Raw genomic sequence first — 19,989 nt, forward strand, 5'->3', positions numbered from 1 at the left:
ATTACGCTAACTTATCTATTGAACAATAGACGCTCTCCGGCACCTTTCTCAATAATCTGTCCTTTAGAAAATGCGACTTTACCCGATACAATGGTATGTTCGATCGTTGAACTAAATGTGTGTCCTTCAAATGGTGACCATCCGCATTTAGAAAGGATATTTTCTTTGGAAACGGTATATGGTTTATTTAGGTCCACAAGCACAAGATCCGCCCAATAACCCTCTCGGATATAACCGCGATCTTCGACCTGAAACAATGTTGCGGTATTATGTGCTGACTTCTGAACCAATTGTTCTAAGGTCATTTTACCCGCTTTGACCATATCCAATAAAGCTTGTAAAGCATGTTGAACCAAGGGGCCACCACTCGGAGCCGATGCATATGGCTGTGTTTTTTCCTCGATTGTATGTGGTGCGTGATCTGTCGCTATGACATCAATATGTCCATCCAATACCGCTTTAAGAATATGATCACGATCATTGGCCGTCTTAACAGCCGGATTCCACTTAATAAAATTTCCCTTTGTCGTGTAATCCTGATCAGAAAACCAAAGATGATGGATGCAAGCTTCGGCTGTGATTTTCTTGTCCTTTAGTGGAATATCATTCCGAAATAGCGCAATCTCCTTTGCTGTCGATATATGTAAAATATGTAATCTTGTATCATGTTTTTTAGCCAGTTCCACAGCCTTGGATGAAGACAGGTAACAAGCTTCCGCAGAGCGGATCAACGGATGCATCTCGATCTTCAATCCGTCCTCACCGTATTTTTCCTTGAATGCTGCCAGATTGGCCTTTATCGTTGCCTCGTCTTCACAGTGTGTCGCGACCAATGTAGGCGAATTGGCAAAGATGCCTTCCAAAGCTTTTTCATTATCCACTAACATATTTCCAGTGGATGATCCCATAAATACTTTTATACCACAGACATCACGCGGATTGGTTTTCAAAACCTCTTCTAAATTATCGTTAGCTGCTCCCATAAAGAATGAATAATTGGCTAATGCATTCTTTCCTGCTATATCATATTTATCCTGAAGCAGTTGCTGTGTCAAAGTATTGGGAACCGTATTCGGCATCTCCATAAAAGAGGTAGTACCACCTGCAACCGCAGCGCGACTTTCATGCCATATATCTGCTTTATAAGTTAATCCGGGCTCCCTAAAGTGAACCTGATCGTCAATTAATCCCGGAAACAAGTGCAGTCCCTCAGCATTGATTTCCTGATCCGCAGGATGATTAATCTCCTGTGCGATCATTTCGATTCGACCATTGCTGATGTATACATCAGCAGCCTCAACTTTACCTTCGTTAACAAGTTGCGCAGATTTTATAAGAATAGATGACATGTTGATCTCTTTACTTTGGTATCTGTCAAAAGTAAAGATTTGTTGCCGTGATATCAAGTTATCTGTTCAAAGAGTTGCCCAAATAAGACGATAAAAAGCAGATAAAACTCATCCTTATCCCTAAAACAAAAAAGAGACCTAAGTCTCTTCTTTTATTCTTTATCAAATTTGTAACCCACTCCTTTTACAGTGGTCACATAATCGTCGCCTATTTTTTCACGAAGCTTGCGAATATGCACATCAATCGTACGATTAGTGACAACCACCGAGTCCTCCCAGATACTTTTTAGGATTTGTTCTCTAGTGAAAACTTTATTGGGTTTGGACGCCAGCAAGTAGAGTAATTCAAACTCTTTTTTGGCAAGCACAATCTTTTGCTCTCCTTTGTAGACTAAGAACGAATCTCTGTCTATCACCAGATCTGCGATCTCGATTTTGTCCTGTACAGAAGAATCAGACTCCTCCGACGCATTTCTTCTCAATATCGCATTGATGCGGCTCATCAGCGCACGGGGCTTAATTGGCTTGGCAATATAATCATCCGCTCCCACATGAAATCCGGCAATTTCCGAATATTCTTCACTTCTGGCAGTCAAAAATACCATAAAGGTATTTTTGAATTCAGGCATCGCGCGCATGATGCGACAAGCTTCAATACCGTCCATCTTGGGCATCATCACATCCAGGATGATCAGATCTGGGTTTACTTGTTTGGCAACCTGTATTGCCTCTTCCCCATTTTGCGCTGTAGAGACCTGATAACCTTCACGATTTAAGTTGAATGCAATTAAATCCAAGATATCCTTTTCGTCATCAACAATTAAAATCTTTTGTTTCGAAGAACTCATTTGTCTTATTTTTTTNNTTAACAATAACACATTGATTACTTAATTGTTTTCTTCAGAAAATCTGCCAGCTCTTCGCCACGCAAGTTCTTTGCAACGATAATACCGTTGGGGTCGAGGATATAAGATGTAGGCAATGCCTTCACCCGATAATCTATTACGACCGGTGACGTCCAAGCTTTCAAGTCAGACACATGTGTCCACGTAAGTTTATCGTCTGCAATAGCTCGCATCCACGAACCGGGATTGTCGTCAAATGAAACAGATAGAATATCAAAACCTTTGGTATGATAAGCATTATACAACTTGACGAGGTTCGGATTTTCCTGACGGCAGGGCATACACCAAGAAGCCCAAAAGTCCACTAAAGTATATTTCCCTTTGAAACTGGACAGCTTTACTTCTTTGTTAGTAGGCGTAAAGGAGGTTAGTTCCGGTGCCGGTTGACCAATAGCCATCTTCTTCAGTTTTTGGGTTTCCTCCTTAAACTGCGTCACATATCTATTTTCCGTAAATTCATTTTTAATTTTATCTGCATAAGCAATTATTTCTGCCTCTGCTACTTCAGGATCCAGTGTTGAGATGGCGTAAAATCCAGCTAGATCATTATGCTTAGCGGAAAAATCGACTGCCTTGCTGGTATAGTCACGAAGTTCATCCGCAAATTTGGCTTTATATTCTGCACGAAGTTTTTCAATTTCGTCAGCAGTCGAATTCGCTGTTAATTTGGAAAAGACACCCTGAAGAGAATCTTGCACATAATCGCGGTGGTTTCGTTCCTTAGCAAATGGCTGTATTGTTTTCGACAATTCAGATCCTTCAACTAGATAATCATTGACGTCCTTATGCAAATCTGCCTTAAATGAAATTGTTTCACCCGGAGAAGCGATCAGATCATAACGATTTTTGCCGACGCGTAACGACAACAGCCTAGATTGACTCGCTTGACGTACAAACTGAAATTTGTTATTATCGCTAAAAAACATAGAATCCAGCTTGGTATCCCCTTCGTACAAGGAGATAACTTTTATATTACCGGGGTTTTCTATATTTCCTTCGATGGTAAACTGCTCTTTATTCTGGCAACCAAACATCAATCCAACCACTCCAGCTACTAAAAAAATTGCCTTTTTCATCTACATATCGTTTTGTGAGTGCTTCAAGTCCATCCATAACTAGATGTTAATAGCACTCGGTTTCTTTTTTAATTGTAGAAACTATCCTATTTATTACGCTCCGTCCTTGTTATTATTCATTCATAAATTGCTCTTCAGTCAAATTTATGAACTCTTTACACTCGGTTTGGATAAGTAGGATAGTTTCATCGCATAGCATTTTCGGAGAGACTTCCGATAAGCTTGAAACTTATTCAAGCAAGTATCCTAAGTCTCCGATTTAAATACGCAAATTTAACTCAAAAATTCCTTCGCACGTTCAATAGCCGTTTTTAATCCCGCAGAATTTTTACCTCCCGCTGTCGCAAAGAAAGGTTGGCCGCCACCGCCGCCTTGGATATCTTTTGCCAGATCACGGACGATATTGCTTGCATTCAAACCTTTTTCTTTTGCTAAATCATCTGAAATAACAACAGTTAAACTTGGTTTGCCGTCGAATTCTGCTCCTATAACCAAAAACAAATTATTGACAGCTCCCTTTACAGCATAGGCTAACGTTTTTACCGCTTCTGCATTAGGGAGATCAACCAGAGTCGATAAAAAGTTGACATCACCAACTTGTTCGATCTTTGCTTCCAAATCCGATTTCAACGCCAAAGATTTCTCGGTAATACTTTTCTCAATTTCCTTTTTCAGTGCACCGTTTTCGTCGATGATCTTACCCAAGGCTGACACAAAGTCCTTCGGATTGTTCATGAGTTCTTTTAAATGATTTACCAGTTCAAAATGCTCACGAATTACCCCAGCTGAACGCGTCCCGGTAATCGCTTCAATACGACGTACTCCCGCAGCAACAGCCGATTCAGAAACAATCTTAAAGAATCCGATCTGCCCCGTTGCTTTCACGTGGGTCCCCCCGCACAACTCTTTGGAGAATTGATCTTCAAAAGTAATCACACGAACAAAATCACCGTATTTCTCACCAAACAAAGCCGTGACACCGGAGTCCAAAGCCTGCTGATAAGGTATATTACGTTCTTCTTTTAATGGAATATTTTCACGGATTTTAGCATTCACGATATCTTCCACCTGTTTGATCTCTTCTTCACTCATCTTTGCAAAGTGAGAAATATCAAAACGTAAAATATCAGCATTGACCAATGAACCTTTTTGATTTACATGTGTACCTAATACCTGTTTTAGTGCAGCATGTAATAGGTGGGTTGCGGAGTGATTATTTTCCGTATCCAATCGTTTGGTTCTGTCAACCTCGGCGACAAAGGTTCCGTTCAGATCCAATGGCAACTTATTGGTAAAATGGACGAAGATTCCATTTTCCTTTTTTGTATCCGTAATGTAGATCTTTTCGCCGGTTTCCTCCGAAATCAATTCACCGGAATCACCTACCTGACCTCCTCCTTCTGCATAAAATGGACTGACAGAAAGTACCAGTTGGTATTGTTCCTTATTTTTTGCGACAACTTTACGGTATTTTACGATTTCTGTTTTTGCCGTCAATGTATCGTAACCTACAAATTCGAAGCCCTCATCATCATTAACAACAATCCAGTCACCGGTATCTATCGCTGTTGCTGCACGGGAGCGATCCTTTTGAATCTGAAGTGCCTGTTTAAAACCATCCATATCAACAGACAATCCTTTCTCGCGCGCTAGTAATTCAGTTAGATCGATCGGAAAACCGTAAGTATCGTATAATTCGAACGCAAAGTCACCATTAATAAGCGTATGATCTTCCACGTAATTTTCAAAACGTTGCACACCAGTGGACAAGGTTCTTAAAAATGAAACCTCTTCTTCCAGGATTACTTTCTGCACGAAATCCTGCTGTTGGATCAATTCATCAAATACGCCACTGAATTGTGCCGCCAGTACTGGAACAAGCTCATGAATAAATGGCGTTTTAAATCCCAAAAACGTATAAGCATAACGTACAGCACGGCGTAAAATACGTCGGATTACGTAGCCCGCTTTATTGTTAGAGGGCAATTGTCCATCCGCTATCGCGAAACTAACGGCACGGATATGATCAGATACCACACGCATTGCGATATCACTCTTTTCGTCCAAGCCATATTTTATCCCCGACTTCGCAGCAATAAAATCAATGGTCGGCGTAAACACATCTGTATCATAATTTGAGGTTTTGCCTTGAATACATCTGACAAGACGCTCAAAGCCCATCCCTGTATCCACATGTTTCGCAGGTAAAGTTTGAAGTGAACCATCTTTCAAGCGATTAAATTGCATAAAGACCAAATTCCAGATTTCGATCACCTGTGGATGGTCTGCATTGACCAGACTTTGCCCCGAAACCTGTGCACGTTCTTCCGCGCTACGCATATCAAAATGGATTTCAGAACAAGGTCCACAAGGACCGGTCTCTCCCATTTCCCAGAAATTGTCCTTTTTGTTGCCAAGCAAGATACGATCTTCGGCTATCCACTGCTTCCAGAAATCGAATGCTTCCATGTCTCTGTCCAAACCTTCACTTGCATCACCTTCAAAAATGGTCACATATAAACGATCTTTGTCGAGCTTATAGACTTCGGTCAATAGCTCCCAGGCCCAAGCAATAGCTTCCTTTTTGAAATAATCGCCAAAGCTCCAGTTTCCTAACATCTCGAATAAGGTATGGTGGTAAGTATCTATACCAACTTCCTCTAAATCATTATGCTTACCTGAAACACGCAAACAACGCTGCGTATCTGCAACACGCGGAAATTTAATTGGTGCTTCTCCCAAGAATAAATCCTTGAACTGGTTCATCCCTGCATTGGTAAACATCAATGTCGGATCATTTTTTACAACTACTGGTGCTGAAGGTACTATCTGATGCCCCTTGCTTTTAAAAAAGTCTAAAAAGGCTTGACGAATTTCTCTACTTGTCATTTAATTATCTAAAAATATGTGCAAACTTACTCAAAATTGGTCTGTTATGCAATGTAGAATACGAGATAATAACCTCGATTCAACGATTTTAACAGCCTTTCTTCTCCATAGGAAATTGACTTTTCTAACAAAAAGATCAGGACTTAAGATTCAGACGGACAGGGTTATTCTATTTTCAAGATGACAGTAATCACAATTATACATTAAATACAACATTTTAAAAGCATTAAATGTTATCCAACTTTGTATCATCATAATTAGGTCCAATACGTTTAACAATAAAAACATTTTGACTGATACGCATTCACAATTGCATTTGTTTTATTACATTTGATAGGGATAAGGGGTCTCAACAACGATTCTTTTGAATAGTTACCCTATACCGAAATAGAAATTTAAGATAAGATAGCGCAGATAAAATTCCTTCCAATGAAAAAAAACATTCTACTACCCGTAGATTTTTCGGCACATTCTAACAATGCGGTAAATTACGCTGTGGATCTGGCAGCTCAGAAAGGGTACAGCATTCACCTTTACCACAATTACACCTCAGCTTCTGCTGTATTTGAGGAGGAAACAGGTTCCACGGATAAACAAAGTCCGATATTTAAAGCTGATATTCTGATTAAGAAGCTTGCCGAGCAGATCACATCCCGGAATGCTGCTCTTGAGGTTACGACCCAATGTGAGCGCGGCATGATCACAGAAACTTTACCTGACATCGCTATACCTGATCGCTTTGATTTCGTGATCATGGGCACAAAAGGGATTACAAATGATGACAGCCAACTTATCGGCAGTACAACCTATGTCATTAGTAAAAAATCAAAAATTCCCGTTTTGGCCATCCCCGCAGAAGTTTCATTTGAACAACTCGACAAAGTTGGCTTATTGTCCAATTTCAAGGAAGAAGAAGTGCAGACGGTTCAGGATTTTGTCAATATTATGGGCAAAGATTTTGAATTAAAACTGATGCATGTACATTATGATCATTCTTCAGAAAACCGGGTCGAAGACAAGTTGGAAGTGTGGAAATACAAAATCAAAAAATATATTGGCGTCACCAACATCGCCATTGAAGTCGACTCTATACAGGGGGATATTGAAGACTTGGATACAGTCCCAGAAGTCATCAACGAAATGATCCATGCTGAAAAGATCAAGATATTACTCGTGACACGTTCGCGAAAATCGTTTTTTGAACGTGCTTTCACCCGATCAGTGGCAAAAGCATTGTTTAGCCATCCTTTAGTTCCAATATTTTTTACCAAAGCATAATTAAGTATATCGCTATGTCTAAATTATTAATACCCGTAGATTTTTCCGAAAATGCTCGAATCGCAGCAGACTATGCTGCTCAGATCGCGCAGGAAACACATGATGAAATTACACTCTTTCACTCCTTCACTTCACATATCAATAAATTTGCAAATGTGAAGCATTTAGTAGACCCTACTGAAGAGGAAGCATATCGTAACATGGAAAAACTTGTCGCTGAACTTCTACAAAAATATCCTTCGATAAAAATTTCTACTCTGTTTACGAACGGGATTTTAGCAGAATCTTTGGATAAACAAGAGATAAAAGATAGCTATCAGACCGTGATTATGGGAACAAAAGGAGTCACCGGACTTGAATCTGTGCTAATCGGAAGCAACACTTATGACGTTATTAAAGAGTCAAAAATTCCCGTATTGGCAATCCCAAAAAATGCCGTAAAATTTAAAAAAGATAACATTGCATTACTGACTAATTTTAAGCCCGGTGAGCTTGAAGTGCTTAAGCAAGCGATTCCTTTGTATGGAAATAACTTTCATTTACAGCTTATCCACATCAACAAAAGTGAACTGGAAATCAATATATTAGGACATAAACTCGAAAAATGGATTGAACAGATTATTGCTGAAACAGGCATTGAAGACATTTCATATATTGTCAAAGCGCCGAGCTATTTCGCCGGTTCACGAGAGAACATCGCAAACGGAATACATACGATTATCAGAGATGAAGATATTGATGTGATTTTGATTACAAAAAGTAGGAAAACTTTTTTTCAAAACATTTTTACTGAAAATATTGTTAAGCACATGGCTTTTGAAATCGAGGTGCCAAATTTTTTCGGTCGAGTAGATTGACCAAATAATTTTTGGCAAATTTATTGCAAGAGTAGTCAATGAGTTAATTTAACAAGAAATTTATAGTAGAAAATTTTACAAGAACACATTATGAAAATTAGCCTTAAAAAATCAGGTTTACTAATGGCGGCAGGAATTATCTCGACCGCATCCTTTGCACAAAGCGCAAAGCAGTCATCAATTGAAGGCACATCTCCATTTGGTCCGGCAACACAATACAGGACTTGGTCCATCGGTGTGGGGGCAGGTGTAACGAGTTTGCAGAATATTGCCAAGTTAAATAATGGAGGTTATGATAAACTGGACTGGAACTTAGGTTACAGTGCTTATATCAAAAAGCAAATCTCACCTTCATTTGGAATCAAGGCAACTTATTTTGGGGGCAAAACTTCTGGCTATACGGCTGATGACAAGCAAACCGGTTTTGAAACAAAAACACCTTGGTCAGTAGCTCTATCTGGAGAATTTTTGGCGGCAAACACCAACTGGAGATTCTTCAATAGCTTCATCAAACCTTACGCATCTATCGGTGTGGGTGTAATGAATGCCGAAACCGCTGGAATTACCGGAGGAAACAAAGGTGAGTATGGCGATTCTTATTCAAAAATCTTTGTACCTGCTGATTTCGGTTTTAAATTTGCCGTAGCAAAAGGTATAAATTTTGAATTGGGTTATCAGCTTAACTGGGTAAATCAACGCTTCGACAATTTGGCTAACCCAGCTGGCGGACCAAAAATTGACAAAAATGACTTGTTCACTTACGCACACGCAGGTTTAGAGTTTGCTTTGGGTAGCGGTAGCAAACCAGCCTTGAACAACTCAAATCCGGTCGCGACCCTAGTAAGTGATTATACGGTAAAATACGATGACTTAAAAGCTCAAAATGACGCGTTAAACGCAAAAAACCAAGCTTTACAAAGTCAATTGGATGGTTTAAACAGTGATTTGAAAGATGATGACGGTGACGGTGTAGCAAACAAATACGACAAATGTCCAGGCACACCTTCTGGTGTACAGGTAGATGGTGCAGGTTGTCCTATTGTAGTGAAAAACGAAACTAAAGTTGTAGAGAAAGTTGTTGTTACGGAAGCAGACCGAAAAGTTGTTGCTGACGCGATCAAAAACTTAGAGTTTGATTTAAGCAAATCAACCATCCGCCCTACTTCTTATGCAACATTGAACAAAGTTGCTGAATTGTTGATCGAGAAAAACTTTAGCTTGAAATTAGCGGGTCATACGGACAACACAGGTTCACGCGAGCTAAATATGCGTTTATCCAAAGAGCGTGCTGAATCAGTGAAAGCTTACTTAGTATCTCAGGGCGCAAACGCTTCACGTATTGAAGCAACAGGTTACGGTCCTGACCAACCCATTGCATCCAATAAGAATGCTGCTGGTCGTCAACAAAACCGTCGCGTAGAGTTTACACTTTATTAATCGATATTTTTCGATTTATACATTCAAAGGCATCACTATCAGGTGATGCCTTTTTTTATAGCTATAGCAGACTAATTTGCGCAGTAATGTTTGTGTTTAAAATAAATAAACATTTGATCAACAAAAAGATAACATCGATAAAACTTACATTATCCGTATTTTTATTAAGCTAAGATCTTAAAAAATGCGTAAACCACAGGCTGTTGTTTTGGCCCTTGTTTCATTGATTTTTTTCGCCTGTGAAAAGGAACCTGAACTGAATGAACCAGGGTCGAATGAAACGATCAATCAATGGACATTGAAGCAGATGCGACAATACTACTATTGGAATGATAAAATCAGCGAAACAAACGATTATCAACAAGCTCCAGATCTATTTTTCAAAAGAATTTTATTTCAAGGCGACCATTACTCGAGCATATTGCAGACACTTAACAGTGACACCTATGGCAATACATTGACGAACACCTTTGGATTTGATATTGTACAACTAAAGGCCGCAACCGGAACGATTCAATTAGTCACCCAGGTGGTTCCCTTCAGCGAAGGGGATTTAATGGGACTCAAACGGGGAGACAGCATAACCCACATCAACAATGAGCCCATTGATAACAGCAACCTGAAATCGCTACTAAACAAATCTTTGCTTTTACCGGCGATGCAATTGACGCGAAACGATAGCAAAATATTTAATCTGCCCGCTTCCTACATTTCGCAACCCGTCCTCTATACCACCAAACTCGTCTCCTCCTCCCCCACGGTAGGCTATATGTTTTTAAGTCAATTTGATTTTAGCGGCGCTTATCCCTTATTGGAAGCAGTTCAAAATTTCAAATCCCAACAAGTGCAGGAGCTTATTATCGATTTACGTTACAATCCAGGTGGCCAAGTTGCTTTTGCCGCGTTTTGCGCACTCTTATTGGCAGATATCAAAGAAAATGACATTTTTGCCAAATACCAAGGCAACAAAAACCTCAAAAATAGAGAAGACAGCTTTGCAGCTGCTCTGCAAGGACAGCCCGATGGCTATTCATTTAAGGCAACAGACATTTTAAAGCAAGGTTTACATTTAAAAAGAATCTATATGCTCACTGGACCAAACACAGCCTCTGCAGCCGAAATGCTCATCAATGGATTGAAACCTTATGTAGAAATCATTCAAGTCGGTGACAAAACATTCGGTAAAGATATGGCCTCAACAACAATAGTAACTCCAGAAGATATCCGAGGTACCGAACGGGCCTGGCATTTGGTTCCTATGATCTATAAAATCTACAATAAAGTGGGGCAGGGAGATTATAGCGATGGAATTGCGCCTTCAAAAGCCACCAATGAATTTGCTTTTCTACCCTTGGTTCCTATAGGCGATAGCAGGGATCCCTTGATTCAGGAGGTATTACAAACCGTCAATGTTAAAAATATCTTGGCTAAAGGCGCTGTCAATAACGCAGGCAAAACAAACCTTGTGTTGCCACAATATATAGGCAGCAGTTATCAGACAATACCTATTGAAGTAAGCGCACAGGGCAAATCCGATAAATAGATTCACCCATGTGCACAGGAATTTAATGAAGTAATAAGCATACGCAAATCAGCTCCAGTCTGTCCATTTTTGACCAACTTACGAAGAGGACGAGACAAAATTTCGGAGCGGATGGTCCGTTCCTTCGATTCGTATTCTCGTACTAGTTCTTCCAACTGTTGCAGTAGTTCCCTATATTGCCTATAAAGTTCATTCAGCTCCGCCATTTCATTCCGTAAAGCTAGCAGCGCAGCAGCATCAATGGCATGATCTACATCTCCCTGAATTTTCAGGGAGATAGCAAATAAATTACGATGTTTTATAGCATTGATCCCTTTCATGATGAATTTATGATAATTGATTTAACTACAAAGTAGTTATTAACTTCACAATATTTCCTCTAAATCATTTTATTTTTTTAACCAAACCGCATCCAAGGCAAAACCGATTCCACCGATATCCGACACCGCATCAACATCAAAATATGCATCGGGTTCCTTTTGGGGGAAGTATACAATACCTATGTCTTCTACCGTAAAGAAAAAAAACAGATAGACCTTCTGTCCATCGATAAGGATTGGTTTTGAATCCTTGTCCAATACCTGCGCCTTTGCTGGAAAATAGGGGTCAACTGGTATTTTAATAAATTCTTCGGGGATTTTATCCGATATCAACCCAGTAATCAGGATCGGAGTTTCGTCATATCTGACCAAATCCATTCCCCAACTTTCATCAAACACAGGTTTACCTTGATAAATCGCCAATCGAATCGGCTCGCCATTTGGTGAAATCGTCTGGTTATAATTTAATATCTTTACCTGCCTCACACCCGGAATCGATTCGACATCATCTCCTAAGGGGTTTGGCCCGACAACGAGAGAAGGATCAATGGGACTTTTGCTATGCACACCAAAAGTATTTAACCCTGACTTGAGGGCGAGACGTTGTTCTAGGACAACCTGATCCTTGCTATCATACGCAACGACCAATGAAGAATCGGCATCTTTATTTCGTATAAAAATAAAATTAGTATTGCTTTGATTAGCTGCTTTTCCATCGACAGTTACTCTTTTTACATCTACTGACACAGTGCCATAGGTTTTAAAAGCAATCCGAGCCAATTCTTCCGTTTCTAAAACAGGTTCGCCTTTTTGGCAGGAAGACAACAACGATCCAACCCAAAGGGCAATAAAATAGAGAACTAAATTTCTAATCATATATAAAGGATAAAGAAGTGAGCCATAGAAATGGCTCACTCAATTAAATAATCAATATTAATAAGTTTTTGGAGCAAATTGCGTCCAGGTTGCAGTCCAAGGAGCGTTTGTCGGATGGAATGCACCTTTATAAGTTGTACTTCCATCACCATATGCAGGTGAAGTTGACGATGGTCTTAAGAAAGCAGGATTAAATGTAGTCCCTGTTGAATAGAAAATATTAACACCACCAGCTAATTTCAAATACGTTGTTGCATCCGCCGAAACATTTGTTTGGTTTCCTGTTGGTGTAGCACCACTGAAAGCTGCACTATAAGCGTGTACAACATTACCTGTAAAAGTACCTGTTGCGCCATCTTGGAATGCTGCACCTGTTGTATAACCAGCGATAATGGAGTTTTGAATATCATATTCAGATGCTCTTCTCCAACGGTTACCAAATTTCAGTTTTGTATTAGCCACAGTAGCATCCTTGATCCCTAAGAACGTAAAGTTTTTCAATACCGGGCGAGTTTTAGGAGTAGATGAATAGGGTGCTGTACCCTCATTATCAGACTCCAATCCATTTGAATCCGAGCTACCACTTGATGTGCTATTTGTTGAATTAGGATCCTTTAATGATAAAGCATATTGAATTGTTCCGGTGTATCCATGATCGAAATCAAAGTCATCATCGTCATTCGATAATGCAACTAAGTATTTTGCATTTACAGTACCACCAAAGAACTCAAATCCATCATCTTTGCCCCAAGATACCTGGATATTTTCTAGCGTAGTACCAGTACCAACACCACCTAAAGTTAATCCGTTAATCTCATTATCAGCAGTTAAGTTGTAACCAGCAAACTCAATACGTACATACTTCAATGAGCCTGAATTATCTGCAGCATTTGTTCCACCGTAAGTAACATCTACACCTACAGGCTGAGGAATACCTTCAATTCTTCGTGTAGCAGTCTGATTGGTCGTTGCGCTACCCAATAGTACAACACCACCAAAATCACCTGGGTTACGCGATCCTGCAGCATTTGGAGAAGTAAATACGATTGGCGCAGAAGCAGTACCGTTAGCGACCAATTTCGCTGTTTTAGGTACAACCAAAACACCTTTGATATTTTGTGTCAATCCAGTGATTTCATCGTTGTATGCTTTGGTAACACCAGAGGTAATATAAGTACCGGCTTGAATTGTCAAGGTAGCACCTGGTTTTACGAAAGCAACACCATCAATTTTCCATACCGTATCCGCAGATAATGTCGTTTTGGTAATAATACCAGACGCATCTGTTGGGATCGTTGCTTGAGGTTTACTTGGCAAACCAGCGTTCAAATCTGAATTAGGTCCTACGTTGTCTTTGTTACAAGAAGCCAATGCGATTGCGCATACGCTTGCTACTGTTAAGATTTTTTTCATTTTGTGTTAAATAATTACTAGTTTTGCCATCACAAGATCATTTTTTAGACTATGCGCCCTATGGGATAGCATTTCATAAGGCTGCATAGTTGTTTTCAATCACTCATTTTTTGTTTCTATTTTATCTTCCTGTTGTGCTATTTGGACAAGCCCGGAACTTTTGTACATTATTGAGGAGTGATATGAAACTGCCTCGCGCAGATAGTTTTATCTTATTAAAAATTATATGTCAGGGATAGATTATATCTTCTCCCGTCTTTTTTGCGATAGGTTATAATATCCCCATCCGCTTTATTGTATCTATTGTCACCTTTCAATTTTTTAATTGTATAGACTCCATTTTCATTTCCGACACTATATCCCTCTGTATTCTGATAATAACGAGTCCAATCATCTAACAGGTTCGCCATATTCAACTTAACTTCTAATTTATTGTTAAAAAAACGTTTATATATCTGCAGGTCCAGTTGCTTAGGTGCCAACTCATATTCCACTCTATTGGGATCAATGGAAGTAATATTTGTTCTGTATCCTCTATGGTTGTAACTAACCGTCGCTCCGAAAGAATTTCCCCAATAGCCAATTCCCAAATTCAACAACCATGGTGATTGACCGATCAACGGACGATCCTGACCAGGGGAACGATCTTTAATTCGCTCAGGCACCTCCTTTCCGTCAACAACTTTATACTTCCAGGAACTCAATACATTTACTTTGGAACTTAAAAATGTTGTATTTGCTGAGATAAAAAACTTAGTGAGCCAATCTTTATCACCTATAAAACCTAAATTTTTACGGATTTCAAATTCTATTCCTTTATTTTTAGCAGATTCCATATTATTAAAAACATAATATGCACCACCTGTAAATGACTCATCTTCGACCAATTCAATGGGTTTATCCAAATATTTATAGAATCCAGTTAAGGATATAATTTCTCCCGGACTTGGATACCATTCCAACCGCAGATCTACATTATCAATAAAGGTTGATTCCACATTGTCTCCTGAAATAATCGCATCCAGTTCAAAGTCATAAAATCCAAAAAAACCTGTTTCTCGAAAATCTGGACGGATAGCGGTTTTTGAATAGCTACCGCGAACATTAAAGGTATTGGTCACACTATAAGTGGCGTTAATGGACGGTAAAAATTTCCAGTTATTTTCACGCACAAGCAATTTATATTTTATAAATTTATTCTTGTCATCATCCGGATCACCATTCTGTTTTCTAAACATTTCGTCCTGACGATTTTTTAGATTATAATATTCGGCACGGATGCCATAGACCAAGCGTAATTTATTCCATAATTTCTGATCCAACATAAAATATCCTGCGTGAGATTGCATACTTCCTTCATATACATTTCCACCGATAAGTTCCGGGTAGTAATAAGCCTGACCAACGCCGTTGCCAATATTTTCCGGCGAAAACAACACATCATAAGGCGCTTCAATAGCAGGTGCTGCCGTTGATGGATCATTAGGCATATAGGAACGCGTAAAGGGCAGCAAACGAAATATGGATAAATCTCGTTTCTTAGACCAGCCCTGATAACCAACTTTGACCAAAGTACTGACCGGTCGTCCCTCTCCAAAAACGCGGGAAAATGCCATTGCCCAATTATAATCATCCTCATTGATCTGTGTCCACATACGAGAATCTTTCCCTAATATAGAGGAATTGGAAAACCCTGATAGGTTTAATAAATTTGGAGTCTGAAATAGATACTTATCATCGAATACAGTAGTCAATCTATATCTCAATTTCCGTTCATCCAAAATTTGTTGCTTGATTTTATTATAGGCAAACATTCCCTCTGCTTTAATTCTCCAAGGCAATTTATATTCACCGGTTATTTGATGCTGTTGCAAAGACATCGCTTCTGGCAATTGGTATCGATTTTCAGTAGGCGGATTGCTAAGATCAGCGAAGGCTGCCCGAATATTTTCATTATAGGAGTTGTTATAGGTACGGGCATACATATTTTTGAAAGTGAGCTTAAAATCCTGTCCTTGTAGACCAAAATTCGCCACTAAACCACTACTGCTACTAAAACGATAAGAAGTGCCCGCTCCATTTAAACCGACCCCAGTACTGTCAATATAGTGTGCTCCATTAATAGCGGATCCTCTCACATTATTGAAGGCTACAATATTCTGTTCATTTCGAATATTCGCAGAAGCAGAGAAACCAAACAATAATCCATTTGAAAGATTATACCGTCGCCCCAATGCAAACCGAAAATTTTGATTAGGATTGGCTTTATAACGATATAGTTTCATAGCGTCTGCATTGACTTGTTTAGATTGGGCTATTGCATCAATGTCATTATACCTGAGATCTGAACCCGGCATTAAAAATTCTTCATTTAACTTTGGATCGTTCAGTATATACCCGGGAGGCGCATCCAGACGTCGGGCCTCACCATTCCAATACCAAGGCAATATTCCTTCAGGTTGTTTTGAAGAAGAATGATTAAAACCAAAAAATTCCGATGCTTTCCGCTCCCCAAGACGATAAAAGTCCTTGTCTGTTGTACGAGAATTTCCTCCGATCCCATACTGTATTGTTGTAAAATCCTTCTCCGGAATATCTAATGTATTCACCGAAACCTGTCCGCCCGAAAATTCAGCGGATACATCTGGTGTTGCCGTTTTATTGACCACTACCGAGCTCACCATTTCTGTTGGGATAATATCAAAAGAAAAATCCCGTCTATTCTGTGAAGTACTCGGAATCACGACCCCGTCCAGCATGGCCTGATTGTATCGATCCGACATCCCCCGTACAATGACATTCCGGTTATTGACAGTGGTCAGTCCGGTAACACGTTTTAAAACCTGCCCCATATCATTGTCTGGTGTGCGGGCGATTTGTTCAGCCGAAATACCATCGGTCACCGAAGCTGCGTTCTTTTGTGCTGCATAAAGTCCCGCTACAGAAGCTTTTTTAAACGATACACTGACAACTGCCGTTTCCAACGCATTCACCTGCGTCTTCATGGCAATATTTAGCCCAGTCCGTTGTCCGGCCTGTATTTTGACCCCCTCTATACGTTGGGTCTGATAAGAGAGATAACTGACTTCCAGTATGTAGGTTCCCGGTTCAGCGTTCAACACATAGCTACCATCGATACCGCTCTGTGTGGATTTATTGGCGCCGATCAGTTTGATGCTGGCATTGGCCAAAGGCTGACCGCGATCATCAATCACTTTACCTGCGATACGCCCATCCTGCTGTACCGGCTTTTCGACCAATGTAATATAGACACCGTTGTCATGCGCAATTAAGTTTGTTTCCTTGAGCAGATAATGCATGATATCCCGGACACTGTTGCTTTTGAAAATTTTGGCATTGACCTTTTTCTTTGCCAGATTATATTTCGCTGCATCGAAAGCGATAGGTATATTTTGGGATTCCAAACGCTCGAAAGCTGCCGGAATAGTGGATTCATTAAAAGAAATTGCGATCTTTTTATTGAGTAACTGGCCGTATGCGCCCGAAGCAAAAAGCATTTCGGCCGACACGATCGAGAGAAGTAAACCTATCCACGATGTCCTTATCATAAACTTAATATCGTTTTGCGTAACGTATTGCTTAAATTTCATAAATTTGTATGCGTATATAATATCTCTATAAGTTGTTGTATATGTTATTTATACCATCTCCAAATGGTGTATGATTCAGAGTTGACGATGGCCGTCGTCAGCTCTTTTTTTGTCCCCGAATTAGTAAATATGCACTATCCCGCCCTCCTTTCTGGATTTGTTGTGATGAATTGCTTTGATACTTTCCAGGGTTGCCTTCCAGGAGAGCTGCTTTGATATCGGCATGCTATAACGTTGTTGGGCAACCCGCTGGTCGCCAGCTTTAATATCCACATCATAAATATTCTTGACCGCCCGTGCAAGTTCTGCAAAACTGCTTTGCTTAAGGTAAACTCTTCCTTCAATCCAGCTATTACGTGTCGTCAGATCAAAAACCTCCTGATTGCTATGGTAGTTATTTTTGGAATATCGGACCTCTTCGCCACGAGTTAACACACCCAACGGATGATTATTGGCCATGACCTGCACTTTACCTGTAAATACAGACACCGATATATCATCCAATCCCGTGTAGTTCTTTACGGTAAACGAGGTTCCCAAGACCTTTGTCTGTACTTGTTGGGCATGCACAATAAAAGCCTTCGTGGAATCTTTCTTGACCTCAAAAAACGCCTCTCCAGCAAGAAGCTCTACAACGCGGTCCCTCCTGTCATAAGAAACCGTATCCAATTTAATTTTGGAATAGGCATTCATTACAATGATTGATCCGTCGGCCAAAAGTACCCGTTTACGCTGTGAGGCCCCGGTTTCAAAAATCCGGTAACCCGGTTTTAAATGCGTTTCTTTTGCGATTAAATTAGGCTCATGCTGTTGTTTCCAAAATAAAATTCCAAAGCACAACAGCAGGCTTGCTGCCACTGCCCCACTCCAATAGCTTATTTTCCGAACCGCTGATTTTTTAGGAGCTGTATTTCCAATACGTTCTTGTATACTATTCCACAACCGAACCTCATCTATCTCCTTTACAGGAAGTTCTTCCTGATCAAGCGTATCGTACCAGCGATCAATCAGGGACTGCTCAGCCTTGTTGGCTTTGTTCTGCTGATAGCGATAGATTAAGGATTCAAAAATTCTTCTTTTCACTTTTTTCCTTGCTGTTTATATACAAGTCTTTAAAAAAGCCAGAAAGTACTTCAAGAAATGGTTAATGTTTTATAAAAGAATTGTTAAGTTGATTTTTATTCCTGCGATCGTTTTTAAACGTACAATCCTTACTTGGAAAGTTCTTCCAGAACAAAAATAAGCAGGAGTGTAAAGCTGCCATTTTGGACATTTTGATAGCCGGTTATTGCTTTCTTTAGTCTTTTAGACGCTTCGGTAAGGTTATTTTTTACGGTTTGTTCAGAGAGTCCCATCCGCAGTGCTATCTCACGAATTGATAGATGCTCCCACTTCAACAAGAGCACCTGCCGCATATTATGCGGCATAATTTCCAGTTCATCTTCCAACATCTTTTCAAGCATGAGGTAAGTTTCAAGCTCTTCGGGATGATGCTGTACGTAATCAAAAATATGTTTGCTCCAATGATCCAAGAGTTTGTCTTTTGCCTTATTGGAATTGAAAAAAACGATAATCTTATATTTGAGCATTCCCTTTAGATAGGCAGGAAGATTCATCTGGATATCGATCGTATGGCGTTTTTCCCAAAACTGAACAAACAGTTCCTGGAGAATATCTTCCACATCCTGCGCATCAAGAATACGCCGGGCGGCATGTTGATAAAGGTCTTTCCAGCAATACTGATATAATGCAGCATAAGCAGTGGTATCATTCTGCTCTTTAATAGCCCTTAGCCACTGTTGATATATCATTGGTACCTGCTCCATACTAATATCAAAAATAAGGTTAGGATATTAAGTTTTTATTAATAAATGAATAAAGAAAACACAAAGAAGCAAAATAGTTTACAATCAAAATAATACTTTTCAGCTTATCGCTACCTATACCGCGCGACTAAAGTTTTTATCCCCTTAATTTGAAATCCTTCAATCTCATTAAAAATCAATCATTTAAATTCTTTGATTATTCAAATATTATTCTTACCTTTGCAACGCCTTAGGCAATAGTGCCTATTGTATATAATATTTCATGAACCCATTTTTAGAACTGGGAATCCGTGAGGAAGTTGTTAATGCCATCTCAGAATTAGGTTTCGAAAAACCTTCTGAAATTCAGGAAAAAGCCATTCCTGTTTTATTGACTGGTAACGACGATTTTGTCGGATTAGCCCAAACTGGCACAGGAAAGACCGCGGCATTTGGTCTTCCATTATTAGAGCAATTAGACTTTTCTCAAAAACACCCACAGGCATTAATTCTTTGCCCAACTCGGGAATTATGTTTACAAATCTCAAAAGATTTAGAAAAATTTGCTAAATACGTTGACAACGTACATGTTGTTGCTGTATATGGAGGTGCAAATATCTCAGACCAGCT

At 39.6% G+C, this 19,989-nt stretch carries 15 protein-coding genes; 5 read left to right on the plus strand and 10 right to left on the minus strand.

Features of this window, described 5'->3' with window-relative positions; translation table 11 throughout:
- Positions 1-11: 11 nt before the first annotated feature.
- The 4 genes from B4G94_RS12055 to alaS form a co-directional block, all read right to left on the minus strand.
- Positions 12-1,349: a dihydroorotase gene (locus B4G94_RS12055; RefSeq protein WP_286859093.1), complete on the minus strand. Its 1,338-nt coding sequence runs from the start codon at positions 1,347-1,349 to the stop codon at positions 12-14.
- A 152-nt stretch (positions 1,350-1,501) separates the two neighbouring features.
- Positions 1,502-2,197, minus strand: coding sequence for a response regulator transcription factor (locus B4G94_RS12060; protein ID WP_108635762.1), 696 nt, complete (start codon positions 2,195-2,197; stop codon positions 1,502-1,504).
- A gap of 35 nt (positions 2,198-2,232) precedes the next feature.
- Positions 2,233-3,330 carry a TlpA disulfide reductase family protein gene (locus B4G94_RS12065; RefSeq protein ID WP_286859094.1) on the minus strand — a complete coding sequence of 366 codons (1,098 nt, stop codon included), beginning with the start codon at positions 3,328-3,330 and terminating at the stop codon, positions 2,233-2,235.
- A gap of 273 nt (positions 3,331-3,603) precedes the next feature.
- On the minus strand, positions 3,604-6,219 hold the full coding sequence (alaS, locus tag B4G94_RS12070; protein WP_286859095.1) for an alanine--tRNA ligase: 2,616 nt from the start codon (positions 6,217-6,219) through the stop codon (positions 3,604-3,606).
- Between the two features lie 429 nt (positions 6,220-6,648).
- On the opposite strand from alaS, the gene B4G94_RS12075 reads away from it, so the two are divergent.
- The 4 genes from B4G94_RS12075 (at position 6,649) to B4G94_RS12090 (ending at position 11,334) form a co-directional block, all read left to right on the plus strand.
- Positions 6,649-7,497, plus strand: a complete 849-nt coding sequence (locus B4G94_RS12075) for a universal stress protein (protein WP_286859096.1) — start codon at positions 6,649-6,651, stop codon at positions 7,495-7,497.
- Positions 7,498-7,511: 14 nt separating this feature from the next.
- Positions 7,512-8,354 carry a universal stress protein gene (locus B4G94_RS12080; RefSeq protein ID WP_286859097.1) on the plus strand — a complete coding sequence of 281 codons (843 nt, stop codon included), beginning with the start codon at positions 7,512-7,514 and terminating at the stop codon, positions 8,352-8,354.
- Positions 8,355-8,444: 90 nt separating this feature from the next.
- Positions 8,445-9,791 (plus strand): OmpA family protein, encoded by a 1,347-nt coding sequence (locus B4G94_RS12085; RefSeq protein ID WP_286859098.1) that lies wholly within the window; start codon positions 8,445-8,447, stop codon positions 9,789-9,791.
- Between the two features lie 184 nt (positions 9,792-9,975).
- Entirely contained in the window at positions 9,976-11,334 is a 1,359-nt protein-coding gene (locus tag B4G94_RS12090) for a S41 family peptidase (protein ID WP_286859099.1), read from the plus strand.
- 2 nt (positions 11,335-11,336) lie between these two features.
- Here the strand turns inward: B4G94_RS12090 and B4G94_RS12095 are convergent, their stop codons facing one another.
- The 6 genes from B4G94_RS12095 to B4G94_RS12120 all read right to left on the minus strand — a co-directional run bounded on the left by B4G94_RS12095 (position 11,337) and on the right by B4G94_RS12120 (position 19,365).
- On the minus strand, positions 11,337-11,654 hold the full coding sequence (locus B4G94_RS12095; RefSeq protein ID WP_286859100.1) for a hypothetical protein: 318 nt from the start codon (positions 11,652-11,654) through the stop codon (positions 11,337-11,339).
- A 69-nt stretch (positions 11,655-11,723) separates the two neighbouring features.
- On the minus strand, positions 11,724-12,530 hold the full coding sequence (locus B4G94_RS12100) for a hypothetical protein (protein ID WP_286859101.1): 807 nt from the start codon (positions 12,528-12,530) through the stop codon (positions 11,724-11,726).
- Positions 12,531-12,587: 57 nt separating this feature from the next.
- Positions 12,588-13,943, minus strand: a complete 1,356-nt coding sequence (locus B4G94_RS12105) for a hypothetical protein (protein WP_286859102.1) — start codon at positions 13,941-13,943, stop codon at positions 12,588-12,590.
- A gap of 215 nt (positions 13,944-14,158) precedes the next feature.
- Positions 14,159-17,512, minus strand: coding sequence for a TonB-dependent receptor (locus B4G94_RS12110; RefSeq protein ID WP_286859103.1), 3,354 nt, complete (start codon positions 17,510-17,512; stop codon positions 14,159-14,161).
- 162 nt (positions 17,513-17,674) lie between these two features.
- Complete coding sequence (locus tag B4G94_RS12115) at positions 17,675-18,637, minus strand: FecR family protein (RefSeq protein WP_286859104.1); 963 nt, start codon at positions 18,635-18,637, stop codon at positions 17,675-17,677.
- 128 nt (positions 18,638-18,765) lie between these two features.
- Positions 18,766-19,365, minus strand: coding sequence for an RNA polymerase sigma factor (locus B4G94_RS12120; protein WP_286859106.1), 600 nt, complete (start codon positions 19,363-19,365; stop codon positions 18,766-18,768).
- Positions 19,366-19,642: 277 nt separating this feature from the next.
- On the opposite strand from B4G94_RS12120, the gene B4G94_RS12125 reads away from it, so the two are divergent.
- Positions 19,643-19,989, plus strand: a 347-nt coding sequence (locus B4G94_RS12125) for a DEAD/DEAH box helicase (RefSeq protein WP_286859107.1), incomplete at its 3' end; no start/stop codon positions are given.

The sequence above is a fragment of the Sphingobacterium sp. UBA7625 genome, from assembly GCF_002484085.1.
Classification (GTDB): domain Bacteria; phylum Bacteroidota; class Bacteroidia; order Sphingobacteriales; family Sphingobacteriaceae; genus Sphingobacterium; species Sphingobacterium athyrii.

Bases quoted from the DNA above. Each gene is read 5' to 3' on its own strand.
- B4G94_RS12065 (WP_286859094.1), bottom strand. From the start codon at position 3,330: ATGAAAAAGGCAATTTTTTTAGTAGCTGGAGTGGTTGGATTGATGTTT.
- B4G94_RS12055 (WP_286859093.1), bottom strand. From the start codon at position 1,349: ATGTCATCTATTCTTATAAAATCTGCGCAACTTGTTAACGAAGGTAAA.
- B4G94_RS12090 (WP_286859099.1), top strand. From the start codon at position 9,976: ATGCGTAAACCACAGGCTGTTGTTTTGGCCCTTGTTTCATTGATTTTT.
- B4G94_RS12080 (WP_286859097.1), top strand. From the start codon at position 7,512: ATGTCTAAATTATTAATACCCGTAGATTTTTCCGAAAATGCTCGAATC.
- alaS (WP_286859095.1), bottom strand. From the start codon at position 6,219: ATGACAAGTAGAGAAATTCGTCAAGCCTTTTTAGACTTTTTTAAAAGC.
- B4G94_RS12075 (WP_286859096.1), top strand. From the start codon at position 6,649: ATGAAAAAAAACATTCTACTACCCGTAGATTTTTCGGCACATTCTAAC.
- B4G94_RS12085 (WP_286859098.1), top strand. From the start codon at position 8,445: ATGAAAATTAGCCTTAAAAAATCAGGTTTACTAATGGCGGCAGGAATT.
- B4G94_RS12100 (WP_286859101.1), bottom strand. From the start codon at position 12,530: ATGATTAGAAATTTAGTTCTCTATTTTATTGCCCTTTGGGTTGGATCG.
- B4G94_RS12110 (WP_286859103.1), bottom strand. From the start codon at position 17,512: ATGATAAGGACATCGTGGATAGGTTTACTTCTCTCGATCGTGTCGGCC.
- B4G94_RS12095 (WP_286859100.1), bottom strand. From the start codon at position 11,654: ATGAAAGGGATCAATGCTATAAAACATCGTAATTTATTTGCTATCTCC.
- B4G94_RS12105 (WP_286859102.1), bottom strand. From the start codon at position 13,943: ATGAAAAAAATCTTAACAGTAGCAAGCGTATGCGCAATCGCATTGGCT.
- B4G94_RS12060 (WP_108635762.1), bottom strand. From the start codon at position 2,197: ATGAGTTCTTCGAAACAAAAGATTTTAATTGTTGATGACGAAAAGGAT.
- B4G94_RS12120 (WP_286859106.1), bottom strand. From the start codon at position 19,365: ATGATATATCAACAGTGGCTAAGGGCTATTAAAGAGCAGAATGATACC.